Origin of the sequence: Massilia sp. TSP1-1-2 (assembly GCF_049896185.1) — a bacterium.
Classification (GTDB): Bacteria; Pseudomonadota; Gammaproteobacteria; order Burkholderiales; family Burkholderiaceae_D; genus Telluria_A.
The window spans coordinates 34744-60940 of record NZ_JAFCTU010000028.1 but is presented as its reverse complement, the minus strand read 5'-3'; the positions used below and the strand labels follow the sequence as shown (position 1 = coordinate 60940).

Below are 26197 nucleotides of genomic sequence, written 5' to 3'. Positions count from 1 at the left end.
GATGGACGCTACCACGATTTACGCGCAGGTGCGCGCGCGCTCGCTGGCGCTGGCCGAACCTTTGTCCGACGAAGATTGCGGCGCCCAGTCGATGCCCGACGCCAGTCCCGTCAAGTGGCACCTGGCGCATACCACCTGGTTCTTCGAGACCTTCATCCTGGAGCGCTTCGAGCGCGCTTTCGCGCCTTTCGATGCGTCGTTCAGGGTGCTGTTCAATTCCTACTACAACGGCATCGGCGAGCGCCATCCGCGCGCCGCGCGCGGCCTGCTCACGCGCCCGGCGCTGGCCTACGTGCGCGATTACCGCGCCAATGTGGACGCGCGCATGGCGCGTCTGATGGCGCAGCTGCCCGAGGACGCCGAACTGGCCGTGCTGGTCACGCTGGGCCTGCAGCACGAGCAGCAGCACCAGGAACTGATCCTGACCGACGTGCTGCACTTGCTGGCGCAGCATCCGCTGCTGCCGGCGTATTCGCCTTCACCGCCAGAGCATGGCGAAGCGGCGCCTCAGGAGTGGATTGGCTGTCAGGCCGCGCTGGTCGACATTGGCCATGACGGCGCCGGCTTCTGCTTCGACAACGAGCTGCCGCGCCATCGCGCCTATGTGGCGCCGTTCGCGCTGGCGCGCCGTCTGGTCACCAATGGCGAGTACCTCGCCTTTATCGAAGCGGGCGGCTACCGCGATCCCGCGCTGTGGCTGGCCGAAGGCTGGGATGACGTGTGCCGGCATGCGCTTGAACACCCCTTGTACTGGCGCCGCGACGATGACGGCGCCTGGCATGAATTCACGCTCGCCGGCGAGGTTGCGCTCGACCTGGCGCGTCCCGTCGCGCACCTGTCGCTGTTCGAGGCGGCCGCCTGCGCGCAGGCGATGCACGCGCGCCTGCCCACCGAGGCGGAGTGGGAAGTGGCCGCCCAAGACGCGCAGGGCGCGCGCATCGAGCAGCTGTACGGGCACTGCTGGCAGTGGACCAGCAGCAGCTATTGCCCGTATCCCGGTTACGTGTGCGCTCCCGGCGCGCTTGGCGAATATAATGGCAAGTTCATGCTCAATCAATACGTCCTGCGCGGCTCGTCCTGCGCCACCCCACCGGGGCACGCTCGTGCCAGTTACCGCAATTTTTTTCCGGCTTCGACACGCTGGCAGTTTTCGGGCCTGAGGCTGGCGCGATGAGTCAACTGCATTTGCCCCACTTCGACATCAAGCTGCTCAATGGCCGCGCCAATGCCTATATCGTCAAGCATCCGCTGGCCTTTTTGTGGCAGACGCTCAAGGGCTTCAAGGCCAACCAGGGTTTGCTGCTGGCCGGCGCCGTGGCCTATTACGCGCTGCTGTCGATCGTGCCGTTCCTGATGCTGGTGGTGGTGGCGCTGTCGCATGTGATCGACCAGGACGAACTGCTCGCCACGCTGTCGCGCTATTTGGAGTGGCTGGTGCCGAGCCAGTCGGCGGCGGTGGTGGCTGAACTGGCGCACTTCCTGGGCGACCGCGATCTGGTCACCTGGGTGCTGTTCGTGGTGATGCTGTTTTTTAGTTCGCTCGCCTTTACGGCCCTCGAAAACGCCATGTCGGTGATCTTTCATCATCGCGTCAAGATCAGGCGGCGCGCCTTTTTCATTTCGGCCGTGCTGCCGTATTGCTACATCGTCGGCCTGGGCGCCGGCATCATGATCATCACGCTGGTGGCCGGCGGGCTGCAGGTGATGGGCGAGGAAAGCTTGCAGTTTCTCGGTTACCAGTGGCAGCTGGGCGGCGTGTCCGGCGTGCTGCTGTACCTGCTGGGGCTGACGGGTGAAATCCTGGTGCTCAGTTCCATCTACCTGGTCATGCCGGTGGGGCGCTTGTCGCTGCCGCACGCGCTGATCGGCGGTGTAACAGCGGCGTTGCTGTGGGAAATCGCGCGCCACGTGCTGGTGTGGTATTTCACCACGCTGTCGCAGGTGAACGTGGTGTACGGTTCGATGACGACCGCCATCGTCGTCATGTTCAGCCTGGAGATCGGCGCGACCTTGCTGCTGTTCGGCGCGCAGGTGATCGCCGAGTACGAGCGGGTGGGGCGCGACGAGCAGGGCGACGAGCCGGTTGGCCTGACGACCGGCGCGCCACAGTAAGGGGCGCAGGTTTGCCGCGCCGTCTTCGCTTTTGGCGCTGCGGGATCAAATAATCTTTGCTGCATCGCACAAAGCCGTGCTATACTCCGTTCGGTTGTTGGGGTTCATGCGAACCGCGGCACTATCCGGGCCCTGCGCCTCGCGCCTATATGTGTAATGTTGGTGCGTAGACGGCGGCAACCAGCCTGGATTTGTACTTCCGAATACGTTGGTCGATTTACACGTCAGGGCACCACGCAGATAGCATGGGCGCCTGAGACACGAACAAAGCATTGGTAATACATTGGAACAGAGCTCGCTTCGGCGGGCTTTTTTTTCGTGCGCGTTGTCGCGTCATGATCGATACCGACGAACTTTCCGTAATCAGTATTGTCTTACGGTGGCAAACAGTGCTTGTTCTGCATCGGATAACCCGATGCGGATATTTTGGTGGCGTCAGTGTTGGTTCAAAGCGTCAAGTCAACGCAAGAGGAATAAGTATTTATCCTGCCGAGTTCGCCTTCGGTTAAGCTTGGCAGAGCTGTGAAAAATACTTGATCAATCCCACGCAATTCGAGCAACCATGCCATCCCAACACGCTGCCACGCCCGTCGAACGACAGGCTACCTTCGAGCACTTCCATGCCGAACTGGCGCCGGTGCTGGTCGACTTTATCGACGCGTTGGGCATCGAGCCGCCGCAGGAAGTGCTCACGCAAGCCGGCCACTATTTGCCGTATGTGGAAAAAGCGCTGGCCGACATGGCCATTGCCGACGCTGACGATCGCAGCTGGCTGCTGGTGCGCATGATGTATTTTATCGGCGAATATTTCGCGCAGCAGTATGGCGGCGGCTGGTATATCGAGGAAACGCCGGGTTCGCGTTTGTTCGGGCGTTGCGTGGTGGGTAATTTTAGCATGTACGCCAACGGCGAATTCGTGGTCGATCCGTTCGAGATCGCCACCGCCTATGTCGATGCGGCGTGTCCGCGCCAGCTCTCGCCGCTGGTGGCGGCCGTTGAAGGCCGCATCATCGGCACCGCGCGCGCCGGGATGCATTAAACGCGCTCGCGGGGTGCTGTCGCAAAGGGGTCGGCTTTGCCGACCGACGTTCCGTTGCAGTGCGAAGTATTCTCGCACTGACCTTTGCGACAAGCTCTATGCCGCTATGCGCTCACTGCGCTGCGCACCAGTTCCCGGTTCACGGCACTGAGCACCGCCTTGAACGAGGCGGTCACGATATTGCTGTCGATGCCCGCGCCGAACACGGTCGGGCCATCGGCCAGGCGCAACTCCACGTAGCACGCGGCGCGCGCGTCGGCGCCCGAGCCGATCGAGTGCTCATGGTAATCCATCAGCTTGATATCGAGTCCCAGCGCATCCACAAAGGCGTCGATCGGGCCGTTGCCGCCGCCTTGCAGCTGCTGCACCACATTGGCGTGCGAGAGCGTAATGTCGATCTGGACCGGCTGGGCGCTGCTGGTGTCTTCCACCATCTTGTGGCCCGCATACGCGTACGGACTTTGCTGCTCGAGGTATTCGCTGGAAAATATGTCATGGATGCCGGCGGCGGAAATTTCGCGTCCGCTGGCATCCGCCACTTTTTGCACGGCGCGCGAGAGTTCAATCTGCAAGCGGCGCGGCAATGCCAGGCCGTAATCTTTTTCAAGCAGGTAAGCCATGCCGCCCTTGCCGGACTGCGAGTTGACGCGAATGACGGCGTCGTAGCCGCGGCCAAGGTCGGCCGGGTCGATCGGCAGGTACGGCACTTCCCACAGCGCGTCGCTCTGTTGCTGTGCGAAGCCCTTCTTGATCGCATCCTGGTGCGAGCCCGAAAAGGCTGTAAACACCAGGTCGCCCGCGTACGGATGGCGCGGGTGCACGGGCAACTCGTTGCACTGCTCGACCAGCTGGCGCACGCTATCGATGTCGGAAAAGTCCAGGCCCGGGTGCACGCCTTGCGTGTACAGGTTCATGGCCAGCGTCACGAGACAAACGTTGCCGGTGCGCTCGCCATTGCCGAACAGGCAGCCTTCGACGCGATCGGCGCCGGCCAGCACGGCCAGTTCGGCCGACGCGACGGCGGTGCCGCGGTCGTTATGCGGGTGCACCGACAATACGATGGCGTCGCGCCGCGCCAGCTTGCGCGACATCCATTCGATCTGGTCGGCGTAGATGTTGGGGGTGCTGCATTCCACTGTCGACGGCAAATTGAAGATCATTTTGCGCGCCGGTGTAGGCTGCCACGCGGCGCTGACGGCGTCGCAAATTTGCAGCGAAAAATCCAGTTCGGTGGTGGAAAACGATTCCGGGCTGTATTCAAAGCCCCACTCGGTCTGCGGGTGATTGGCCACCAGTTGCTTGACCAGCGTGGTGCCGTTGACGGCAATGGCCACAATTTCTTCGCGCGTCATGTTGAACACCACGCGCCTAAATACGGGGGCCACAGAATTGTACAGGTGAACGATGGCGCGCTTGGCGCCCACGGCCGAGTCCACCGTGCGACGGATCAGTTCATCGCGCGCCTGGGTCAGCACGATGATCGTCACGTCGTCGGGGATGCGGTTTTCTTCGACCAGGGTGCGCACGAAATCGAAATCGGTCTGCGAGGCTGACGGAAAACCCACTTCGATTTCCTTGAAGCCGATGTTGACGAGCATGTCGAAAAAACGCAGCTTTTTTTCGGTGCTCATCGGTTCAATCAAGGCTTGGTTGCCGTCGCGCAGGTCGGTGCTCATCCAGATTGGCGGGGCCGTGATGGTCCGGGTCGGCCACTGGCGGTCGAGCAAGTCGATGGCGGGAAAGGCGCGATATTTGGCTGCTGGATTGCTAATCATGTCTGGGTGCTCCGGTTGGGACTGGCGAAAAAGGGGACGCGGTGTGGCGAGAGGCTGCCGGGCGGCCACGAAACGCTAGGCCAGGCAACCGATCGGTAGCTTTAGCAGTAGCAGCAGGGTGGTGATGGGTGCGAACATGGGTCTTTTCCGGGGGTAAAAGTACTAATCGACTGATCGACGGCTGGGAGCCGGCGGTGCACGGCGCTGTTTAAGCGCGTGCAGCTAGTAGCGAAGCTGGCGATAGCGCGCCAGCTTGCAGTAGGAAAGACGACAGGTGCAGGGGGAAAGTCATGGTCCTACTGTACGTGAGGCCCGCTTTGTTTGTCAACGCTTAGTTGCACAAACTCATCTATACAAACCTACATGTCGATCAGCGATTCAAAGCCGCCGTAGATCATGCGCTTGCCGTCGAAGGGCATGTTTTCAGGTTTGAACAGCTCGGTCATGCGCGGGTCTTTCATGACTTTGTCGTTGATCTCGTCGCGCGCGGCGCGCGAGGCGTAGACGATCCAGGAAAAGATGACGGTTTCGCCCTCCTGCAGGTCGACCGCCTGGGGGAAAGAGGTCAGCTTGCCCGGCTTGACGTCGTCGGCGACGTTTTCGCGAAAGGCCAAGGCGCCGTGTTCGCGCCAGATTTCGCCGCAGCGGGTGGCAACTTTGCGGTACTCGTCCAGCTTGTTCTTGGGGACTGCAAGGACAAATCCATCGATGTAAGGCGTGTTCTCCTTCAAAGTGAGATCTTGATCATACCCCCCCCCCGCGCCGCGCACGCTTGATATGAACGCTTGCGATTGATCAAGCCGAGTGAAGGAACCTGGTGGCAAAGTGGGATGAAGGTTGATATTGCTCACTGAAAAGGAATGTAATCATGGAAATCATCTTGATGGCAGTTGCAGCAATTGGCGGCGCCGGCGTGGTGCTGTACGTGGCCCACGGTCTGGCCGAGGCGCAGGGCAGGCTCGACATGCTGCGCGGCCAAAGGCGGCGCGACCGGCGCTGAGCCGGCTTACCCGGCCAGCGCCCGGGCAAGCCGGGCGTGGGGGCGCGCGTAGCTGGTTCCACCCGGAGCCGAGCACGGCAAAAAGCCAACGGGCGAGATGGCCTGGCGCCAGATCAGACCTGGACGTCGATGCGCGCGGCGCCCTCCTGCATGCTGCCAATCACGGCGGCGCTGGCAAAGCCTTCGCGCGTGAACAGTGCGAGCACCTCGTCCACGCTGCCCGGGTCGCACGACACCAGCAGCCCGCCCGAAGTTTGCGGGTCGGTCAGCAAGGCTTGCTGGGCCGGCGTGATGGCCGGAGCTAGCGTGATGTCCTTGCCGTACGCATCCCAGTTGCGACCCGAGGCGCCGGTAAAAAAGCCGTCATGGGCCAGTTGCTCGACGCCGGGCAGCAAGGGAATGCGCGCCATCTGCAGTTGCGCCGTCAGCTTGGCGCCGCGCGCCAGTTCCAGCAAGTGCCCCAGCAGGCCGAAACCGGTGACGTCGGTCAGCGCATGCACGCCGGCCATTTCGGAAAGTGCCTTGCCCGGCTTGTTCAGCTTGGTGGTGTTCTCGATCATCGCCGCGTAGCCGTCGGCGCCCAGCGCATCTTTCTTGAGGGCGGCCGAGAGCACGCCCACGCCGAGCGGCTTGCCCAGCACCAGCACGTCGCCGGCGCGGGCGTCGGCATTGCGCTTGACCTTGGACGGGTGCACCAGGCCGAGCACCACCAGCCCGTAGATCGGCTCGACCGAATCGATGGTGTGTCCGCCCGCGATCGGGATGCCCGCTTCGGCGCAGATGGCTTCGCCGCCACGGATGATCAGGCCGATCGTTTCCAGCGGCAGCTTGTTGATCGGCATGCCCACCAGGGCCAGCGCCATGATCGGGGTGCCGCCCATGGCGTACACGTCGGAAATGGCGTTGGTGGCGGCGATGCGGCCGAAATCATACGGGTCGTCGACGATCGGCATGAAAAAATCGGTGGTGGCGATCAGCGCCTGCTCGTCGTTGAGCTTGTAGACGGCGGCGTCATCAGCCGTTTCGATGCCGACCATCAGTTCCTTGGGAACGGGAAAGCCGGTCGAATTTTTCAGGATCTCGGCCAGCACGCCGGGCGCGATCTTGCAGCCGCAGCCGCCTCCGTGCGAGAACGAGGTCAGTTTGATGGCTTGTTCGGGCGTATTGCTCATGGTGTGTTCATCTCTGAAGTAATATCAATGCGTGAGATTATGACCGAAACGGCGTCGGCCGGCAGATTCACGCATCTTGGTGCCGTCCCCGGCAGGCGCGCCTGATGCTGTGCTTACAGAAGTGCGGTCCGGTTGCGACCGCCGGCCTTGGCGGCATACAGGGCGCGGTCAGCGCGTTCAATCATGTCGTCGATCTGTTCGCCGTCGATATAGCGCGTGATGCCGGTCGAAAACGCGATGCGCAAGTGCGGCGCCTGTGCGCTGGCCTCGGCCACGGCCAGCGCCGCGCGCAGCCGTTCGATGCCCACGTTCGGGTCGCCCGGGGGCGGCGCTTCGGGCAACAGCAACAAAAATTCCTCGCCGCCCCAGCGCGCGATGATGTCGGTATTGCGCAAGTGGGCGCGCGCCTGGGCGGCAAAGGCGACCAGCGCTTCGTCGCCCACCCGGTGCCCGTAGGTATCGTTGACGTTCTTGAAGTGATCGATGTCGGCCAGCGCGACCGAAAAGCCGGGTCCGCCGCGCGCGTGGCGGGTGATGTGCTCGCCCAGCAGCGCAATCATGTGGCGCCGGTTGGCCAGCTTGGTCAATTCGTCGTGGGTGGCCACTTGCCGAATGTGGGCCAGGGCCGCTTCGAGCTCCTGTTTCTGGCTGCGCAGGCGGTTGCGCATCTTGGTCAGTTGCACCGCCAGCGACGAGATCGCGGGCAGGGCGGTGGTGGCCGTCGCAAAGTAGATCAGCTCCAGCACCCATGGGTAGACCAGCGGGTCGACATGGGATTTCCACGCCATCACCGCGCCAATCAAACCAATTGTGTAAAACATCAGGATGCGCACGTTGCGCAGGCGCATGTCGAACATGCCGAAAAACATCACCATGGCCAGGAAGATCAGGTTGGCGGCATGCGCCGGGCCGCTGACCGCGTAGGCGGTGGCTACCAGCGTTTGCGCGACCATGGCTTGGGGAAAGGCCAGCGAAGGTTCGGAAAACCGCAGGTTCAGGCCGCTGCGCACGAGCGCGTAAAAAACAGTCGCCGTCAATGCGCACAGGATGCCGAGCACGATCACACCCTGGCCGGCGAAAATGCCAAACACTACCCCGTAAGTGAGCAGCGCGAGACACACCATATACAGCACCGCCGTCATCAAGACCATGACGATGCGGCGGCGCTGGCGGAAGTCGTCGGTCAACACGAGCGTGACCAGGCGCTGCCAGGTACTTGCCGCGGCGGGAATCCGTGCCGTATTCATGGCTTATTTTTCCTCAGGCAAAAAATTATCCTCGGAACATATTATCTACCAATTGCAACAAGCTGTTGCGTTCCTTTTCCGGAGCGAACAAGGCGGCACGCGCCGCGCATTGCGCCTTTAGCAAGGCATGGAACGCCGGGTCGTCGATGCTGCGATCGATCAGGCGGGCGAGGGCGGCCGCGTCGCCGACCGGAAAATAAGCGGCATAGTCGTCGCCCAGCATGCCGCGGTTGCCGCTGATGTCGCTGGCCAGCACCGGTACGCCGCTGGTTACCGCTTCAATGATGACGTTGGCGCCGCCTTCCATCAGCGAACAGATTGCCATCGCGTGGCTGCGGGCAAGGCGCCGGCGGGTGACGCCGTGCGCCAGGTTGCCCAGCCACCGGTAGCGCGCATTGCTGGCGACGGTGGCGTTGGCGGCCTGGCCCAGGGCGGTCTCAAGCGCGCCGCCGATGTGCAGCAGGCGTGCCTTGGCGCTGGTGACGAGCGTGCTGGCGCGCATGAAGGTTAGCGGGTCTTTTTCGGCGCGCAAATGGCCGATCATGCAGACATCGTAATAGCGCCGCTGCGCGCCATGCGCCACCGGACGCAGCGCTGGCGCCGACTGGTAAATCACGTGCGTCTTGGCACGCAAAGCGGGCGCAAGCTGCGCCATGCCGTCGCTTTGCAGCAGCACCAGGGCGCCCGCGCTCGCGAGCGAGGCCTGGGCCTCGCTCGCCGTGTCAATGTCGCGATACAGGTCGGTCCCGGTGAGCACCAGCACGCAGGGGCGGGCCGGATACGCCCGGGCAAAAGCGGCCACGGCGGCGGCCGAACGGCGCGCGTGCAGCGCGATCAGCAGGTCGGGCGCGCTGGCGTCGCCGTTCCAGTCGGACGCGATCGTTACCTGGTAGCGGCTGCGCAGGAAGTGGCACCAGCGCCTGGCGGTTTGCCAATTGCCGTTATTTTCCCGCGCCAGGGCGGGGCTGACGATCAGCACGTGCTTGGTTGACACCGGCATCCTCGGAAAAGTCGCTACAATTGAATGATGAACTCTATAACATCACCGACATCGCCGTCGTTCCGGCATGCCAAGGGGCAGCAGCTGGCCGACGCGTTGCAAGGGGCGAGAAATTATACGCTGAGCCTGTTCGATTGCTGCGCCGAGGCCGGCTTTGAGGCGCTGGCGCGCGTGCCCCACATCGCCACCATCAATCCGCCCTTGTGGGAACTGGGCCACACCGCCTGGTTCGCCGAATGGTTCATTTTGCGCGAGGCGCGCTCGAGCCACCCGGCCGATGCCCAGCACCATTGCCTGCTCACGCGCGGCGACGACTGGTTCGATTCGAACCTGGTGCCGCACCGCTCGCGCTGGACGCTCGACCTGCCAAGTGCCGGCGCGCTGAAAACCTACTGCCACGAAGTGCACGACCGCGTGCTCGACAAACTGGCGCGCGAGCCGGGCACCGACGCCGCGCTGTATCCGTACCGGCTGGCGCTGGCGCACGAAGACATGCACGGCGAAGCGCTGCTGATCACCTTGCAAACGCTGGGGGTGCAAGTGCCGCTGGCGCTCTCGCGCGACGAGCCGTCGCACACGCCGGGCGCGGCGATTCGCTATCCCGGCGGGACCATCATGCTCGGCGCCCAAGAGGGCGGTTTTACGTTCGACAACGAGCGGGCCGCGCACCAGTGCTACGTGGCCCCGTTCGAGGTCGATTCGGGGGTGGTGACCAATGCGCAGTTTGCCGAGTTCATGGCCGACGGCGGCTACCAGAACCGCCAGTTCTGGAGCGTGGCCGGCAGCGCCTGGCTGATGCAGCAGGAGCGCTCGTCGCCGCGCTACTGGCAGCGCGACGGCGCCAACTGGCGCAGCATGCGCATGGGACGTTTGTCGACCCTTGCGCCCGCCGAACCGGTGCGTCATGTGAATCTGTACGAAGCGCAGGCCTATTGCGCCTGGATCGGGCGCCGCTTGCCGACCGAAGCGGAATGGGAGTATGCGGCGCTGTCGGGGCAGGCCGGCTTTCGGTGGGGGCAGTTGTGGGAGTGGACGGCCTCGCCCTTTGAGCCGTATCCGGGCTTTGTGGCGGACCGTTACCGCGAATATTCAGCGCCGTGGTTCACCACGCACCAAGTGCTGCGCGGCGCGTCGTTCGCCACGCAGGCCAGGATGGCGTCGGCCAGGTACCGCAATTTTTACCTGCCCGAGCGCGACGATATCTTTGCCGGCTTTCGGACTTGTGCCTATTGAAAGCGCCGGGCGTGCAAAAGCGGCATCAGGACTGACGTTGAAGCGACATCGCGGACCTTGTTCAGCAAGGCCGCGAGGAGCCTGCGCCCGTCTCTCACAGCTTGTACCGCAGGTCGGTACGCCAACTGGCTGGGTTAGCTGCCGACGTTAGCTGCCTACGTTAGCTGCCTACGTTAGCTGCCTACGTTAGCTGCCTACGTTAGCTGTCGCTTATCCCTTCACAACCTTCACCAACTCGACACGGCGGTTTTTTGCCCGCCCCTCATCGCTGCCATTATCGGCAATCGGCTTGTCCGCACCGAGCCCTGCAGCGGTCAGCCGCACGCCGTCAATACCATCCTTGACCAGCGTATCGACCACCGCTTGCGCCCGCGCGCGCGACAACGCCACGTTGTGCTTGGCCTCGCCGACATTGTCGGTATGTCCTTCCACGGTCAGCTTGAGCGTGCTTTCCTTTTTCATCAGCGTCGCGATTTCATTCACGGCCGGCTTGCCCTCGGCGCGCAGCACGGCCTTGTCGGTGTCAAAATTAATGTACAGCGCGATGTGACCCTTGCTGTCCAGCGCAGACTTGATGGCGGCGGCGGCCACCAGCTTGACCGAGGAGGCGGTCGTCTTTTCTTCGAGCGCCAGCATGCGCACGCGGTCATCGCCAAACATCAACACCAGCCACCTGCGACCCGCCGCCGTAGGCAGGAAATACACGTCGTAGGACAGCGGCGCCTGGTAGTGCGTTTTTTTATCCAGCTCATAGCGCTTCTGGTCGATGGCCTCGGTCCGCTCGCCGCCCATGCCATTGGCTGCATAAAAAGCGTCTTCCTTCGGCGCCAGCGTGTTGACTTTTACGCCGCCCATATCAAGCGCTGCTTTTGTATAGTCGCGCCTTGCCTGAAACTCCGAGATTTTTGCGTCGCGCAGCAAAAAGCCGCTAAGTTTCATGCGTCCTTCGACCATCAGCACCTTGTCGCCGACGACAACGCCAACCTGGTCGAAATCCGATTCCTTGGTTTCGCGCGCGCTTTCGTCCACGGCGGGCGGATAGTCGATATACGGGAACGGTGGCAGCGGCTTTGCGATCACGGCGACCTTGTCCAGGTCGGCTATTGCCGCCGAGCTGGCCTGTGCGGGCACGGCCGCCGGCACTGCCGCGGGCGCGGCAGCAGGAGCTGCAGCAGGAGCGGGCGTCCCCGCTGCTGCTGCCGCCGCCGCCGCTTTTTGCTCCGCGGTGGGCTCGCCCGGTTTCGGCTTGCAAGCGGACAGGGCAAGCGCAACGCAGAGCGTCAGGCACAGGGCGGGTTTAAATGGTGTGGACATGTGCTGGCTCGCTAAATAGATAAATAATTTGCAACATTATCACAAATTAGGCGGCAAGGGTAGTGGACCGCCAGCGCTCAGCACCCATGGGGCGCCATGCAAGTCACATACCCGTTGGCGCGTCGCTGCGCAAGCGCCTTGGCATTCGCACCATCGATTTCGCGCTGCCACTTTGCGTTGCGTGCCTCGTTGCGCTGGTTCGCGGCGCGCCGCTCGTCTTCCTGTTCGCGACGGTGCCGGTTCAGCTCCAGAATGAATAATTGTTGGGTATTATTGCGCGTGCGCTGCGCCGCGCTGACAACAGCGCGGTCGCGGTCGCCTTCGTCGATGGCAGGTGCGGGCACGGTGAACTGTCGGATAACCTTGTCGTTACCAGGGCAAGGCTGGCGCGAATAGGCGAGCTTTCCCTGAACGGAGCGGCACTTGTACATCTCGCCGGCAACAGCGCTGCCCACTTGCGCGGCGCCCGCAAGCGCACACGCCAGTGCCAGCAGCGCCATTTTCCCGCAACTGCGGTGGCGGCCGTCTTACCTGTTCGCGGCTTCATGCGCTCTGCGTTCTCGCCGCGGGCTGCGGCCAGGCACATGACGGCACAAAAACGTTCGAGACGCACCGCTCTCCCCGATTAAATTTCCTTGAATACATATTATCACTTGCGTAGCACCGGCAATCTTTTCACAAGGCGAAAAAAACGGCCGCCGAAGCAGCCGTCTTGATGGAGACTCCCGCTTGCGCGAGAGCTCATGGCATCGATTAACGATCGCCGTACGAACGACGGGCGCCGTCGGTCGAGCGCGGGTTCGAACCCTTGTAGCCGCCGCCGGCCGTTGCGCCTTCCTTGCGCGGAGCGCTAGGCTTGCTGAAGGTACGCTGGCCCGGCTTGGCCGCGGCCGCGCGGTTGTCGCCCGGCTTCCACGAACCAGGACGCGCTGCCGAACGTGGCGCGGACGCCGTCTTCTTCGGCTCGAAGCCTTCGATGACGTTGACCGGAATGAGCTGCTTGGTGAAGCGCTCGATACGCTTGACGTTCATGCCTTCGGCATGGTTCACCAGCGAGATCGCCAGGCCATTGCGACCGGCACGGCCGGTGCGGCCGATACGGTGCACATAGTCCTCGGGGAACTTTGGCAGGTCGTAGTTGAACACGTGGGTGATGTTCGGCACGTCGATACCGCGCGCGGCAACGTCGGTGGCAACGAGTACCTTGACCTGGCCGCGGCGCAGACCGTCGAGCGTGCGGTTACGCGCGCCTTGGTGCATGTCGCCATGCAGTGCTGCGGCCGAGAAACCGGCGATGTTCAGGCGGTCGGCGATGGTGTCGGCGTCACGCTTGGTGGCGGTGAAGACCACGGCCTGGTCCAGCGTTTCGTCGCGCAGCAAATGGTCGAGCAGGCGATTCTTGTGCGACAAATCGTCGACGAAGTGAACGCGCTGCGAGATGTTCTCGTGCTTGGAAGCGGAACCGGCGATCTGGATGATCTGCGGGTTGGTCGTGATGCGGCGCGCCATGTTGCCGACCATGCCGTCCAGGGTTGCCGAAAACAGCATCGTCTGGCGGTTCGACGGGGTGGCGGCGATGATCTTTTCGATATCGTCGATGAAACCCATGTCCAGCATGCGGTCAGCTTCGTCCAGGACCAGGATTTCCAGTTCCGAGAAATCGATCTTGCCCGATTCCATATGGTCGATCAGACGGCCAGGGGTCGCGACCAGGATTTCCGGGTTACGGGCCAGCAATTGCATCTGCTTAGGATAAGGCATGCCGCCCAGGATCGATACAGCCTTGATGCGGCGGATCTGGGTGCCGTATTTTTCGGTGGCGCTGGTCACTTGCAGTGCCAGTTCGCGCGTTGGGGTCAGTACCAGCATTTTAGGCTGGGCTGCCTTGAAACGTGGACGCTCGCCGCGGGCGCGCGCAGATTGCGCTTCCTGGGCTGCGGTCTTGGCGGCTGCTGATTGCTCGGCGACAGCGAATTTGTGGAGTGCTGGCAGCATGAATGCTGCCGTCTTGCCGGAACCGGTCTGCGACGACACGAGCAAGTCGCGTCCTTCGATCGCAGCAGGAATGGCTTGCTCCTGAACTGGGGTCGGCTTGGTGTAACCGGCATCGGTCACTGCTTTTACGATAGACGCGTGGAGGCCTAGTGCTTCAAAACTCATGTGTTCTTTTCTTTCGATAGAAATCAGCGCCCGAGCAGATGCTCCGGACGCAAAATAGCAACGCCAACCACAACAACGAAATGACTCAGGATGAAAGAAATTTCGGCACAAAAGCTTTGCGCCGGGACGGTGTCAGGTGCGACACCAAAGGCGGGAGGGCTTTATACGGGCAATCCGGTGGATATGCCCAGGCTTGCGAAGCTGCTAGTTTTTTACTGCTTAAGTCGGCTGCAACAAAACATACTGCAGCGCACAAACAAGACTATACAGTACTTTCACTGTAGTTGTATAGGGTAATGCGTTGCGTGTGGCCACCAAAAACGGAAAAAGCCGGCGGCGGGTGAGCGCGGCCGGCCTTTACTTTTGGCACAATCAACCGTTGCGCGACTTGCGGCGCGGGCTGTCCGCCGCGGTCTTGAGCGCGCCTTTCGAGACGCGGCCCGACAGCGAAGCCATCTTGGCCTTGATGCGTTCGGCGTTGCTCATCTTTTGCGCGCGGGCAGGGCGGGCCGTGCGCTCGGCCTGCAGCGACATGACGGCGCTGTCGGCCACGTGCTCGGCAATATCGACATTGACCGAGGCCGACGTCTTGGGCACCAGGATGGTCGAGCCCAGGCTGACGCCCGATTTCCCGGGAATATTGTTGGCCTGGCGAATCACTTCCGGCGTGGTGCCAAAGCGCGACGCGAGCGAGGCGATTGTTTCGCGCGCGCCGGAAATCTTGTGCGTGGTCCAGGTCGACAGGGCGCGGCCCCACGATGCCAGGTTCAGGCGGAATTTCTCCGCATTATGCTGCGGCAGCAAAATCTTGGTTTGCTCGCCACCGGTGATGACGGGGCGGTTGAACTGCGGATTGAGCGCCTTGAATTCGTCGACCGACAGTTCGGCCAATTGCGCCGCCAGGGTCAGATCGATGTCGCCGGTCTTGTCGACGGCGGTGAAATACGGCGTGTTGTCGATCGCCGGCAGCGACACGTTGAACTGGGCCGGGTTGGCGATGATGTTCTTGACCGCTTGCAGCTTGGGCACGTAGTTGCGCGTTTCAGCGGGCATCAGCTCGGACAGGCTTTCGTAGTCGGTCGGTTTGCCCATCGCCTGGTTGCGCTTGATGGCTTTTTGCACGTTGCCTTCACCCCAGTTGTAGGCGGCCAGGGCCAATGGCCAGTCGCCGAACATGGTGTACAGCTTTTGCAGGTAAGTCAGGGCGGCGTCGGTCGAGGCAACGACACCGCGCCGCTCGTCCTTGAACATGTTCTGCTTGAGGTTGTAGTCGCGACCCGTGCCCGGCACAAATTGCCACATGCCGGCAGCGTCGGCGCTGGAATAGGCTTGCGGATTGAACGCGGACTCGATAATCGGCAGCAAGGCCAGCTCGGTCGGCATGTTGCGCTTTTCCAGTTCCTGGACAACGTGGAACATGTAGCGGTTGGCGCGGGTCGAGATGCGGGCCAGGTATTCCGGGCGCGAGCTGTAATAGTTGACGTGCTTGTCGACCAGCGCATTGCTGATATCCGGGATGGCGTAACCGGTGCGGATGCGGCCCCAGACGTCGGTTTCCTTGAATTCATCCACCTTGAGGGACGAAAACTGCGGCAACTGCAGTGGCTTGGCGGCGGCGAATGGCGTGGCATTGGCGGGCGCGACAGCTGCAGGCGCGGCAAGGGCGGTAGCCGGGGTACTGTCCGCATGGCAAAGAGCCGGTGCGAACGTGAAAGCCAATACTGCGAGCGCTGCTTTGGTGCGAGTCATTTCGGTCATGGCACTTCCATAGTTGCGTCCTGGAACTTTGGACTGACGACAGATAAGTTCGGAGTGTACGTAGCGTTCGCTTGTCGAGTCAAGCCAATTGATTGTAACGACGGTAAATTTTATGGCAACTATTTGGCCCGGTCCGGCTGCCGCGGCACAGACCAATTGGCGGGAGTATGCGATAAAAATGGCAAACATACGTGTCATTTTCGCATGCGTGAAACACGATACTGAGGGGGAGTATCTGCATTATCCCCCCGTTGGAAAGGGCGCTTTTTGCAGCTGTTGATGAATAGGTAAGATTCTATCCGGCAATACCAATTCAACGCCGCGTCCGTCTTTAAAGTACTCCCGCTCCGTTGCTAAACTATGAGTACCCGCAAAGAATGGTTACAATTTAGGGACGGCGCAACCTGCCAGACTTGACGAAAGCATCCCATGAACACCCCCAATCCCCACGCCGACGATGACCAGATCATCGCCGCCACCCGCAACTGGCTTGAAAAAGCCGTGATCGGCCTGAACCTTTGCCCCTTTGCCAAAGCGGTCCACGTCAAGCAGCAAGTGCGCTATGTCGTCTCGAACGCGACGACCCCTGAAGCCTTGCTGGAAACGTTGATGGACGAACTGCAACGGCTCTCGGACACGGCCCCGGAAGTGACTGACACGACCCTGCTGATTCATCCTTTTGTACTGAACGATTTTCTCGACTACAACGAATTTCTGGACGTGGCGGATGCTGCCGTGGAAGACATGCAGGTGGATGGCGAGTTGCAGGTGGCCAGTTTCCACCCTGACTATCAGTTCGCCGACAGTGATGTGAACGATATCGGCAACTACAGCAACCGCTCGCCGTACCCGATTCTGCACTTGCTGCGCGAGGAGAGCATCAGCCGCGCGGTCGAGGCGTTTCCCGAGGCCGAAGATATTTTCGACAAGAATATCGAGACGTTGCAAAAACTGGGCCATGACGGCTGGGACAAGCTCGATGTCGGCCCTGCCAAATGAGGCGCCCGTGAGCGTGCCCGAAAGGGCCGATACGCCGTGCGTGGCGGTGTGCTCAACGACCTTTGATGATGTGTGCCGCGGCTGCGGGCGCACCGTGATCGAGGTGGCCCATTGGGTGTCGATGAGTGCGCAGGAGAAGGAACTGGTGTGGCAGAGAATCCTGAGCCAGGGTTATCCGCGCCGGAATACTTAACAGTAATAACAGTAAGCACATTCACGCAGAAACGCACATCGTCCTCGCGCACGAGGCTGCGGCAAAACGTTTGCGCGCATTGGCGCTGGTCGCGAGCCCCGTCAATGTAGGGCGGAAAAGGGCGAGGCCCGCATTCCGCCATGCGTCTCGGCGGCGCATGTCGGAATGCGGGCCTTGCCCTTTTCCGACCTACGCGATATCCGACCATTTTGCGACAGCCTCGTGGGCGAGGACGATGTGGGTTCAATACTCCATGGGACCATCGGACCGCTGCATTGGCGAGAACGATGTCGCTACACCTCTATAGAGAGGTGCAGTTAGAAACTGCCAATAAAATCCTTCTTGCCCACTTCCACCCCGTTATGCCGCAAAATCGCATACGCGGTCGTCGCATGGAAGTAAAAATGCGGCAGCGCATAATGCATCAAATACACTTGCCCCTTGAACTGCTTGGCATTGGCCCCGCTGCTGGTGCTGATATCGCGCTGCGCGCTGGCCTCGATCCCATCTTGCGGCAAACCGTCGATAAACGCGATCACCGTGGCAATGCGTTCCTTCAAATCTGCAAACGACTGCTCGGTATCATCGTAGCGCGGCACATCCACGCCGGCCAGCCGGGCCGATGCGCCCTTGGCAAAATCGCACGCCACCTGCACCTGGCGCGCCAGCGGGAACATGTCCGGGTACAAACGCGCTTGCAGCAAGGCGTTCGGCTCGATCTTTTTTTCGGTTGCGTGCGCTTCTGCCTTGTCCAGGATGGCGGACAGGCTGGTCAGGATCTGCTTGAAAACCGGCACGGATGCCTCGTACATGGAAAAAGTCATGGAATTCCCCTTTGAAAAGTGCTGCGATCATAACAAGTTGCAGCCCATCCCGCTCGGCATGGGCTGTTTCCGTTTGGATGGCGCTTGCTTCATGGCTTCGGCGTCACTTTCCGTGCATAATCCATTTGGAATAACTTGCCGCGCTTATCCATGAAAAAAACGTTGATCCCCTTCTTGAATGCCTGATACCGTCTACCAACGTCTTCGCGCCCGGCTCGGTGCGCTGTACGGCCTGTCAATTTATGGCGCGCTGCTGCTGGTCGTCTTTGGCGGGCTGGTCATTCCTGCCATCGTCGGCAGCTATGTGCTGATCGGCGTGCAGGAGCAAAAGTCGGCCAAGACGGCGCTCAACGAATCGCTTCAGCGCAATGCCGACATCCTCGCGCTCGGCATGCAGGAGTCGCTCTGGAACATGAACGCCGATTCAGCCCAGTCGCTGGTCGAGTCGGTCATGCGCGACCCGTCGGTGCTGCAGATCCAGGTGATCGGCCAGTCCGATACCCAGTTCATGAACGTGCATTCGCCCAATCGCCCGATCGGCAATGTGTTTCGCGCCGAGCGCGACATTCTTGTGCGCGGCGAGCGCATCGGCCGCATCGTCGTCGAGATGGATGACGCCCGCAGCCAGCAAGACCTGCACAACAAGCAGAGCAACTATGCCTTTGTGCTCGCTTTCCAGCTGACCATTTCGCTGCTGCTCATCGTGCTGTTCCTGAACCGTCGGCTGCTGGTCCCGCTGCGCAAACTGATGAATTTTTCGGATCGTCTCTCGCACGGCGACTTTGAAACGCGGCTAGACTTGAGCGGCAGCGACGAGCTCGGACGCCTGGCCGGCCAGATGGAAGAAATGCGGGTCGCCATCAAGCGCCTGTTCGAAGACATCGGCCGGCGCGAGGAACGCTTTCGCACCATCGTTACCCAGGTCCCGGGCGCCGTGTTTCGCGTGCGTCCGGGCGGGCCGATCGACTTTGTCAGCGACGCCATCGAAGACATCTCCGGCTACCCGGCCGCGCTGCTGATGCGCACCTCGTCGGACAAATGGTCCGACATCGTCTGCCCGGAAGACCGCCGCATGCACGCGCGCACGGTGAAGGGGGCGCTCGCCGATGGCCGCCCTTACACCATCGAATACCGCATCACCGACGCTTCCGGCACCGAGCGCTGGGTGGCCGAACACGGCCAGCCGCAGAAAGACCCGGCCGGCGGCGCGGACTGGATCGACGGCATCATCTCCGACATCAGCGAGCGCAAACACAACGAGATGCGCATCGAAGGCTTGCTGGCCGAGCAGTCGGCCATCCTCGACAACGTCATGTTCGGCGTGATGTTCGTGCGCGGACGGCGCGTGGTCTCGGTCAACCGCCGCTGCGAAGAGCTGTTCGGCTACACCAACAGCGAGATGGTGGGCCAGTCGACGGCCATGGTGTTCGCCAACCAGGAAGCGTATGAAACGGCCGGCAGGGTGCAGTACGCCGCGCTGGCGCTGGACCGCAACTTCAGCGAAGAGCGCCAGTACCGGCGCAGCGACGGCACGCTGTTCTGGTGCCTGTTGAGCGGACGCGCGCTCGACCCGCTGCATCCGTCCGACGGCAGCATCTGGGTCTACGCCGACGTCACCGAGCGCCGCCAGGCTGAAGAAAAACTGCGCCTGTCGGCCACGGTGCTCGAACACATCGCCGACGGCGTGATGGTCATTGGGCTCGATGGCCGCATCATCGCTATCAACCCCGCGTTCACCCAGATCACCGGCTACACCGAGATGGAAGCGCTGGGGCAGGACTCGACGCTCACGCGCTCCTCGCGCCACGACAGCGCCTTTTATACGGTGCTGTGGAATGAACTGGCCGTAACGGGCTTCTGGCGCGGCGAGATCTGGAACCGGCGCAAGAACGGCGTGCTGTACCTGGAGTGGCTGACCATTTCGGCGGTGCGCGACAACAGCGGCGCGACCACCCACTATGTGGGCGTATTTAGCGACATCACCAAGGTCAAGGAGTCGCAGGACAAGCTCGATCACATGGCGCACCACGACCCGCTGACGGCGCTGCCCAACCGCCTGCTGTTCCACGACCGCCTGCAGCACGCGCTGCAGCGCGCCGGGCGCGACCATCGCCAGCTGGCCGTCCTGTTCATTGACCTGGACCGTTTCAAGAACGTCAACGACACGCTCGGCCACCACGTGGGCGACGAGCTGCTGAAACAGGTGGCGGCCGCCCTGGCGGGCCGCCTGCGCGACGGCGACACGCTGGCGCGCCTGGGCGGCGACGAATTCATCGTCCTGCTCGAGAACGTCGACGGCCAGTTCGGCGCCGGCCACGTGGCCGAAAAGCTGATGGCCATGTTCGAGGAGCCGTTCATGGTGTCGGACTACGAGTTGTTCGTCACCGGCAGCGTGGGCATCAGTTTGTATCCGAACGACGCCGCCGACCTGAATATGCTGATCCGGAACGCCGACGTCGCCATGTACCAGGCCAAGGCGCGCGGGCGCAACGGCTACCAGTTTTACGCGCCGTCGATGACGGGCGAGGGCGTCGAGCGCTTGCGCCTGGAAGCGATGCTGCGCCGCTCGATCGACAAGAACGAAATCTACCTCAACTACCAGCCGCAGATTGAAATCGATACCGGCCGCCTGATCGGGGTGGAAGCGCTGGTACGCTGGGATAATCCGGAGCTCGGCACCGTGCCGCCGGTGCGCTTCATTCCGCTGGCCGAAGACACGGGCTTCATCAACCAGCTGGGCAAGTGGGTGCTGTACGAATCATGCCGGCAGATGGTGCGCTGGCAGGAGGCGGGGCTGTACGTGCCGAAGATCGCGGTCAACTTGTCGGTCAAGCAGTTCGAGCGCGGCAGCATTGTCAACATGGTGAGCGAGATACTCAAAGAGACGGGGCTCGAGCCGCAGCGCCTGCAGCTTGAAGTGACGGAGTCGGTGATCATGAATACCGGCGACGCGCTGGTGTTCATCAACGACCTGCACTCGATTGGGGTGGGGCTGGCGATTGACGATTTTGGGACCGGCTATTCGTCGCTGGCCTATCTCAAGCAGCTGCCGGTGCAAACGCTCAAGATCGACCGCAGCTTCATCAAGGATATTTCGACGGATGTGAACGACGAAGCGATTGCGATCGCGATTATCCAGCTTGGTAAGAGCTTGAATTTGTCGGTGATCGCAGAGGGTGTGGAGACCGAGGAGCAGGCGGCGTTCCTGCTGCGCCATGGTTGCAACCTGGCGCAGGGGTATTTCTACAGCCGGCCGCTATTGCCTGCAGTGCTGCTGACGAACTGGAAACCGTAGATACCGGAAAAGCGCGAGCCTGGGCGGCCCCCTTTTCCGACCTACGGCCGTGCTCAGGGTGCGTTTCCCAGCAGCGTGCGCAAGTTGCACTCGCGCTGCCATGTGCGCCGCTCCTCGCTGCCCTGCGCCTGGCGTGCCAATTCCGCATCCGACTGCGCCACCTGCGACAGCAATATCCGCTCGGCCAGCACGGGATCGGGCAGCACGGTCCCGAAAAACGCCACCACGTCATGCCGCTGGATCAGCAAGGTCGGAAAATTATCCACATCCAGGTCCCCGACCACATCGGCCTGGTCTTCGATATCGATCCACACGAAATGCTTGTCCGGGTGGCGCGCGGCCAGCGCCTCGAACGCGGCCCGGTACGACCCGCAGGTCCCGCACCAGGCCGCGCACAGGCAGGCGACAAGCCACTCGCCCCCGGCCAGGGCCTGGGAAGTGGTGCCGCGGTTGCGCTCGTCAAGTGTGTGGCTGTGCATGAGCCGCATTCTACCTTGCCCGGCATTGCACTGCTCGATCGCCGCGCGGTCGGGTTAAAATACGGGGATGCCTATCATCCTCGCTATTGAAACCTCGTCCGAGACCGCGTCGTGCGCTCTGCTGTACGGCGCCACCGTGCTGTCGCGCGAATCGTCGGGCGTGCGCACCCATTCCCAGGCGATTCTGCCGATGGTCCAGGAACTGCTGGCCGAAGCCGGCATCAGCCTGGCCCAGTGCGACGCCATCTCCTTTGGCGCCGGCCCCGGCTCTTTTACGGGCGTGCGCACCGCGTGCGGCATTGCCCAGGGCCTGGCCTACGGCGCGGGCCTGCCGGTACTGCCGCTGGTCACGCTGGACGCCATGGCGCTCGCCTGCCGCCAGCAAACGGGCGCGGCCGACGTGCTGGCCGTGCTCGACGCGCGCATGGGTGAAGTCTACTGGGCCCAGTACCGCGGCGCGCAGCTGGTCGCCGGTCCGGCCTTGTGCGCCCCGGCCGCTGTTGCACCGCTTGTCACCGATGGCCCCTTGACCGCTTGCGGCAACGGCTTTGCCGCCTATCCGGATGCCTTTCAAGGGCGAGCGTACGCCGCCGCCGCGCTGACCGACATCATGCCGCACGCGCGGCAGTTGGCCGAGCTGGCGCTGGACGCTTTGGCCGCCGGCTTGGCCGTGCCGGCAGCCCAGGCCCAGCCGCTTTATTTGCGCAACAAGATCGCCTACACCAGCGCCGAGCGGCTGGCGATTAACGCCGCCAAGGCCGTCGCATGAGCATGCTGCGCGACCCTGATCAGCTGGTCTACGCGCCGATGGTGGTGGGCGACGTCGACGAGGTGTTTGCACTTGAGACCAGCGTCTACCCGCACCCGTGGTCGCGCGGGAACTTCATCGACTCGCTCGCCAGCGGCTACAACAGCTGGACGCTGCGCGAGGATGCCGGGCTCCTGGTCGGCTATTTTCTGCTGATGCCCATCGTCGACGAAGCGCATCTGCTCAACGTGGCGGTGGCCAAGCCGCGCCAGCGCGAAGGCCTGGGTCTGTACCTGCTCGACAAGGTGTGCGCCTGCGCGCGCGGGCTGTCGATGGCGTCGATCCTGCTTGAAGTGCGCCCGTCGAACCTGCGCGCGCTGAAAGTGTATGAACAATACGGTTTTACTGAAATTGGTCGCCGCAAGGCTTACTACCCGGCCCACAACGGGCAACGCGAGGACGCCATCGTGATGAGGTTCACCCTATGAACGGTATCGACAGCCGCAGCGCCGCCTTCCTCCAGGAGATGGGCATCACGCCGCTCTGGAGCTTGCGCGGGGCACCAGACGCAGTTGCGGCGCCGATAAGCGAGCCGATAAGCGAGCCGATAGTCGAGCCAGTTCGCCAGCCGGTAGCCGAGCCAGCGCCGGCGCCGGTCGCGTATTCCGAAGCCCACCTGCCGGCCCGTACGCCGCCGCCTTCGGTGCCGTATTCCGAAGCGCACTTGCCCGCGCGCGCTCCCACGCCCGTGCTTGATTCGGCATGGGGCGACGAGCCTGCGGCGCCGGCGGTCACGGACGAGGAGATCGCCGCCATGGACTGGGTCCAGCTCAAGGCGGCCATCGCCAGCTGCCAGCGCTGCGACCTGTGCAAGGGCCGCAAACCGGTCTACGGCAGCGGTGCGCAGCAGGCCAGGTGGCTGGTCGCTGCGGGCGCTACTACCGCCGCCGACGAAAAGGAGCGCACGCCGCTCGCCGGGGACGCCGGCAAACTGCTGGTCAACATGCTGGCCGCGGTCGACCTTGCGCGCGATACCGAGGTGTATACGACCAACCTCATCAAGTGCCGGCCAGCCAGCGCCAACGGAGGCGAGCGCGCGCCCACGCTCGAAGAAGCGAACGCCTGCCGTCCGTACCTGGAGCGTGAACTGGCCTTGACCGGCGCTGCCATGGTGCTCACGCTGGGCCAGATCGCGGCCAATGCGCTGCAGGGCAAACCGCTGCAAGAGCCGCTGGCCGGTTCGCGCGGGCAGGTGCATGAGATCAACGGCGTCAAGCTGGTGGCCACGCTGCATCCGGGCGAATTGCTGCGGCGCGGAGCCGACAAGGCGCTGGCCTGGGCCGACCTGTGTCTGGCGCGCGCGCATGACGGCCGTGGCTGACACCTACCAGGCGCATTTTCAGCGGCGCTGGGCTCACTTGGTGCAGCCGCACGTGCGCGCCCTGGCGTGGCTGCTCGACGCGCCGGACCTGCTCGATCCGCGCGATCCGCACTGGGAAGGGCGCGTTGCCAGCCTGGGCGCCCTGCCGCTTGACACCGACGCCTGGCTGGCGCGCGTGGACCAGGATCCGTCAAGCCTGAACGCCGAACTGGGCGAGCGGGTGTACACCCGCCTTGGCCTGTATGCCGAAAAGCTGATGGCCTTTTATTTTCGCGAGCACGGCATGCTGGTCGCCCACGGGTTACAGGTGCGCGCCGCGCGTAACGACACGGTGGGCGAGTTTGATTTCCTGCTCGATGCCGGGCCGGACGCGGTGGAGCATATCGAGTTTGCGACCAAGTTCTACCTGCTCGAAGGCGAGGCCGCCTCGCGCTTTGACACCTTTGTCGGGCCTAACCTGGCCGACAGCCTTGGCGCCAAGATGCGCAAGATTTTTGACAGGCAGCTGGCGCTGGGCAGCCATCCGGCGGCGCAGGCCGTGCTGCCGCGGCCCGTGGTCCGCGCGCGCGCGCTGGTCAAGGGCTGGCTGTTCTATCCGGCCGGCGCGGGGGGGGGCATGGACGGCATCTCGGCCCAGCATTGCCGCGGGTTCTGGTGCGCGGTGGGGGACGTCGATTTGCTCGACGATGATGCGTTTGTGGTGCTGCCGCGGTTGCAGTGGCTGGCGCCATACCGTGGCCATGCCGATGTATTGAGTCGCGCGCAGTTGCGCGCGCATCTGGCGGCGCGCTTTGAGACGGCGCCGATGCCCGTGCTGGTCGCTGCCGTGCGGCAGGAAGAAGGGGATGGCCTGCTGGTGGAAACGGCGCGCGGGTTTATTGTTCCCGACGATTGGCGCGCGCGCGCCGCGTTCCGCCAAAAGCTGATCTCGCAAAATACTTGAAACAATGGCGTTTGCCAACTCAGTTGCACATCCTTACATTATCATCGCGCACGCGGTGATCTACGGAACGGTTGCTCAGATGAACCGTTCCATGGGTTCCCGCGTGCGCGAGGACGATGTAGCTCTGCTGCTCTGTCGGCCGTTTTGCGACTGCCTCGTTAGCAAGAATGATGCAGCAACGATCGGCTAGTGCTTGTGCTCGCCAATGAGCGCGAGCGAATCATGCTCTTTTTGGTTGGCAGCGTGCTTGCGCATGATCATGAACAGCGTCCCGGCAACAAACGCGCCGAACAGCACAATAATCACATTCAAATCCAGATTCATCGTGATCATCACGGCGTACAAGGCCAGCATGGTCAGAATCGACAGATTCTCGTTGAAATTTTGCACGGCAATCGAGTGCCCCGCACTCATTAGCACGTGCCCCCGGTGCTGCAGCAGCGCATTCATCGGCACCACGAAAAACCCGGACAGGGCGCCAATCAAGATGAGCAGGGGATAGGCCAGCCATACCGATTTCACGAACACCATGAGCATCACCACCACGCCCATCGCAATGCCCAGTGGAATGACGGTCAGCGATTTTTTCAGTGGAATCATCTTGGCCGACGCGGCCGCGCCCACCGCCACGCCCAGCGCCACAACGCCGATCAGGCTGGTGGCCTCGTCGAGTTTCATGTGCAGCGATTTTTCGGCCCACTTGAGCACGATGAACTGCAACGTTGCGCCCGCGCCCCAGAACAGCGTGGTGACGGCAAGCGAAATCTGTCCCAGTTTGTCTTTCCACAAAATGGCGGAGCAGTTGGCGAAATCGGCGATCAGCTTGGCCGGGTTGCGCTCCTGGTGTTCGTAGACGGCGCCCGTGTCCGGAATGCGGCGGTTGAAAATTGCCGCCAGCACGTAAATGAACACGATGACCGACAGCGCCGCTTCGGTGGTGGTGTCAATCATGGTGTCGAAAAACGGAAAGTCGATGCTGAGCATCATTGCAGAACCTGCCTTGCTGACCAGCGCGCCGCCCATGACAGTGCCAAAAATAATGGACATCACGGTCAGCCCTTCGATCCAGCCGTTTGCTTCCACCAGTTTTTCGGGCGGCAGCAATTCGGTCAGAATGCCGTACTTGGCCGGTGAATACACGGCCGCGCCAAAGCCGACCACCGCGTAAGCGAGCAGTGGATGGACGTGGAAAAATATCAGGGCGCAACCGGCGATTTTGATCAGGTTGGCAATGAACATCACGCGCCCCTTGGGCAGCGCATCGGCAAAGGCGCCGACGAAGGCGGCCAGCAAGACGTAGAACAGCACGAACGATAATTTCAGAAGCGGTTTGAGCGAATCTGGCGCCTTCATCGAGATCAGGACGTCAATCGCCACGAACAGCAGGGCGTTGTCCGCCAGCGACGAGAGAAACTGCGCCGCCATGATGGTGTAGAAACCACGATTCATTCGTAAAGTTCTAAAAACTAGTGTGGGTTGCTTTATACCATGAATGGGCTTGAAGCCAAAGAATTCAAGGACGCGC

Annotated in this window: 24 protein-coding genes; 12 read left to right on the top strand and 12 right to left on the bottom strand. The window is 62.4% G+C overall.

Features of this window, described 5'->3' with window-relative positions; all coding sequences use genetic code 11:
* Nucleotide 1 precedes the first annotated feature (1 nt).
* The 3 genes from egtB (at nucleotide 2) to ACP7BV_RS20780 (ending at nucleotide 3151) form a co-directional block, all read left to right on the top strand.
* Nucleotides 2–1174 carry an ergothioneine biosynthesis protein EgtB gene (gene egtB, locus ACP7BV_RS20790; RefSeq protein ID WP_426106495.1) on the top strand — a complete coding sequence of 391 codons (1173 nt, stop codon included), beginning with the start codon at nucleotides 2–4 and terminating at the stop codon, nucleotides 1172–1174.
* Nucleotides 1171–2112 (top strand): YihY/virulence factor BrkB family protein, encoded by a 942-nt coding sequence (locus tag ACP7BV_RS20785; RefSeq protein WP_426106493.1) that lies wholly within the window; start codon nucleotides 1171–1173, stop codon nucleotides 2110–2112. The genes egtB and ACP7BV_RS20785 overlap by 4 nt, the downstream gene beginning before the upstream one ends.
* Before the next feature lie 562 nt (nucleotides 2113–2674).
* Entirely contained in the window at nucleotides 2675–3151 is a 477-nt protein-coding gene (locus ACP7BV_RS20780) for a hypothetical protein (protein WP_426106492.1), read from the top strand.
* A 104-nt stretch (nucleotides 3152–3255) separates the two neighbouring features.
* Here ACP7BV_RS20780 and leuA read toward each other — a convergent pair whose 3' ends face one another.
* A complete protein-coding gene (gene leuA / locus ACP7BV_RS20775; RefSeq protein ID WP_426106491.1) occupies nucleotides 3256–4926 on the bottom strand; it encodes a 2-isopropylmalate synthase in 1671 nt (556 codons plus the stop codon).
* Between the two features lie 359 nt (nucleotides 4927–5285).
* Complete coding sequence (locus ACP7BV_RS20770; protein WP_426106490.1) at nucleotides 5286–5657, bottom strand: DUF1428 domain-containing protein; 372 nt, start codon at nucleotides 5655–5657, stop codon at nucleotides 5286–5288.
* A 137-nt stretch (nucleotides 5658–5794) separates the two neighbouring features.
* On the opposite strand from ACP7BV_RS20770, the gene ACP7BV_RS20765 reads away from it, so the two are divergent.
* On the top strand, nucleotides 5795–5926 hold the full coding sequence (locus ACP7BV_RS20765) for a hypothetical protein (RefSeq protein ID WP_426106489.1): 132 nt from the start codon (nucleotides 5795–5797) through the stop codon (nucleotides 5924–5926).
* 113 nt (nucleotides 5927–6039) lie between these two features.
* Here the strand turns inward: ACP7BV_RS20765 and selD are convergent, their stop codons facing one another.
* The 3 genes from selD to senB all read right to left on the bottom strand — a co-directional run bounded on the left by selD (nucleotide 6040) and on the right by senB (nucleotide 9345).
* The gene (gene selD / locus ACP7BV_RS20760) at nucleotides 6040–7098 is read right to left on the bottom strand and encodes a selenide, water dikinase SelD (RefSeq protein ID WP_426106487.1); all 1059 of its coding nucleotides are present in this window, start codon (nucleotides 7096–7098) and stop codon (nucleotides 6040–6042) included.
* Between the two features lie 113 nt (nucleotides 7099–7211).
* On the bottom strand, nucleotides 7212–8345 hold the full coding sequence (locus ACP7BV_RS20755; protein ID WP_426106486.1) for a GGDEF domain-containing protein: 1134 nt from the start codon (nucleotides 8343–8345) through the stop codon (nucleotides 7212–7214).
* Between the two features lie 25 nt (nucleotides 8346–8370).
* The gene (gene senB, locus ACP7BV_RS20750; RefSeq protein WP_426106485.1) at nucleotides 8371–9345 is read right to left on the bottom strand and encodes a selenoneine biosynthesis selenosugar synthase SenB; all 975 of its coding nucleotides are present in this window, start codon (nucleotides 9343–9345) and stop codon (nucleotides 8371–8373) included.
* A gap of 24 nt (nucleotides 9346–9369) precedes the next feature.
* Between senB and senA the strand changes: the two genes are divergently transcribed.
* Entirely contained in the window at nucleotides 9370–10578 is a 1209-nt protein-coding gene (gene senA, locus ACP7BV_RS20745; protein WP_426106484.1) for a selenoneine synthase SenA, read from the top strand.
* 210 nt (nucleotides 10579–10788) lie between these two features.
* On the opposite strand, the gene ACP7BV_RS20740 is transcribed toward senA, so the two are convergent.
* The 4 genes from ACP7BV_RS20740 to ACP7BV_RS20725 form a co-directional block, all read right to left on the bottom strand.
* The gene (locus tag ACP7BV_RS20740) at nucleotides 10789–11892 is read right to left on the bottom strand and encodes an OmpA family protein (RefSeq protein ID WP_426106483.1); all 1104 of its coding nucleotides are present in this window, start codon (nucleotides 11890–11892) and stop codon (nucleotides 10789–10791) included.
* Nucleotides 11893–11969: 77 nt separating this feature from the next.
* Entirely contained in the window at nucleotides 11970–12392 is a 423-nt protein-coding gene (locus ACP7BV_RS20735) for a hypothetical protein (protein ID WP_426106482.1), read from the bottom strand.
* Nucleotides 12393–12645: 253 nt separating this feature from the next.
* Nucleotides 12646–14052, bottom strand: coding sequence for a DEAD/DEAH box helicase (locus ACP7BV_RS20730; protein ID WP_426106481.1), 1407 nt, complete (start codon nucleotides 14050–14052; stop codon nucleotides 12646–12648).
* Between the two features lie 372 nt (nucleotides 14053–14424).
* Nucleotides 14425–15801, bottom strand: coding sequence for a transglycosylase SLT domain-containing protein (locus ACP7BV_RS20725; RefSeq protein WP_426106522.1), 1377 nt, complete (start codon nucleotides 15799–15801; stop codon nucleotides 14425–14427).
* Nucleotides 15802–16239: 438 nt separating this feature from the next.
* On the opposite strand from ACP7BV_RS20725, the gene ACP7BV_RS20720 reads away from it, so the two are divergent.
* The gene (locus ACP7BV_RS20720) at nucleotides 16240–16809 is read left to right on the top strand and encodes a DUF1415 domain-containing protein (protein WP_426106480.1); all 570 of its coding nucleotides are present in this window, start codon (nucleotides 16240–16242) and stop codon (nucleotides 16807–16809) included.
* Nucleotides 16790–17002 carry a DUF1289 domain-containing protein gene (locus tag ACP7BV_RS20715; RefSeq protein ID WP_426106479.1) on the top strand — a complete coding sequence of 71 codons (213 nt, stop codon included), beginning with the start codon at nucleotides 16790–16792 and terminating at the stop codon, nucleotides 17000–17002. Before ACP7BV_RS20720 ends, ACP7BV_RS20715 begins: the two co-directional genes overlap by 20 nt.
* A gap of 317 nt (nucleotides 17003–17319) precedes the next feature.
* Here ACP7BV_RS20715 and ACP7BV_RS20710 read toward each other — a convergent pair whose 3' ends face one another.
* Entirely contained in the window at nucleotides 17320–17826 is a 507-nt protein-coding gene (locus ACP7BV_RS20710) for a DUF1993 domain-containing protein (RefSeq protein WP_426106478.1), read from the bottom strand.
* A 178-nt stretch (nucleotides 17827–18004) separates the two neighbouring features.
* On the opposite strand from ACP7BV_RS20710, the gene ACP7BV_RS20705 reads away from it, so the two are divergent.
* Complete coding sequence (locus tag ACP7BV_RS20705; RefSeq protein WP_426106477.1) at nucleotides 18005–21121, top strand: bifunctional diguanylate cyclase/phosphodiesterase; 3117 nt, start codon at nucleotides 18005–18007, stop codon at nucleotides 21119–21121.
* A gap of 53 nt (nucleotides 21122–21174) precedes the next feature.
* Here the strand turns inward: ACP7BV_RS20705 and ACP7BV_RS20700 are convergent, their stop codons facing one another.
* Nucleotides 21175–21600, bottom strand: a complete 426-nt coding sequence (locus ACP7BV_RS20700) for a thioredoxin family protein (protein WP_426106475.1) — start codon at nucleotides 21598–21600, stop codon at nucleotides 21175–21177.
* A gap of 67 nt (nucleotides 21601–21667) precedes the next feature.
* Here ACP7BV_RS20700 and tsaB point away from each other — a divergent pair, with 67 nt between their 5' ends.
* From tsaB to ACP7BV_RS20680, 4 genes are read left to right on the top strand one after another with little or no spacing between them, the layout of a single operon-like run.
* Nucleotides 21668–22369 carry a tRNA (adenosine(37)-N6)-threonylcarbamoyltransferase complex dimerization subunit type 1 TsaB gene (tsaB, locus tag ACP7BV_RS20695; RefSeq protein WP_426106474.1) on the top strand — a complete coding sequence of 234 codons (702 nt, stop codon included), beginning with the start codon at nucleotides 21668–21670 and terminating at the stop codon, nucleotides 22367–22369.
* Nucleotides 22366–22836 carry a ribosomal protein S18-alanine N-acetyltransferase gene (gene rimI / locus ACP7BV_RS20690; RefSeq protein ID WP_426106473.1) on the top strand — a complete coding sequence of 157 codons (471 nt, stop codon included), beginning with the start codon at nucleotides 22366–22368 and terminating at the stop codon, nucleotides 22834–22836. Before tsaB ends, rimI begins: the two co-directional genes overlap by 4 nt.
* Nucleotides 22833–23729 carry a uracil-DNA glycosylase family protein gene (locus ACP7BV_RS20685; protein WP_426106472.1) on the top strand — a complete coding sequence of 299 codons (897 nt, stop codon included), beginning with the start codon at nucleotides 22833–22835 and terminating at the stop codon, nucleotides 23727–23729. Before rimI ends, ACP7BV_RS20685 begins: the two co-directional genes overlap by 4 nt.
* Nucleotides 23713–24672, top strand: coding sequence for a DUF1853 family protein (locus ACP7BV_RS20680; protein WP_426106471.1), 960 nt, complete (start codon nucleotides 23713–23715; stop codon nucleotides 24670–24672). The genes ACP7BV_RS20685 and ACP7BV_RS20680 overlap by 17 nt, the downstream gene beginning before the upstream one ends.
* Before the next feature lie 186 nt (nucleotides 24673–24858).
* On the opposite strand, the gene lplT is transcribed toward ACP7BV_RS20680, so the two are convergent.
* Complete coding sequence (gene lplT / locus ACP7BV_RS20675; RefSeq protein ID WP_426106470.1) at nucleotides 24859–26121, bottom strand: lysophospholipid transporter LplT; 1263 nt, start codon at nucleotides 26119–26121, stop codon at nucleotides 24859–24861.
* Between the last annotated feature and the right edge of the window lie 76 nt (nucleotides 26122–26197).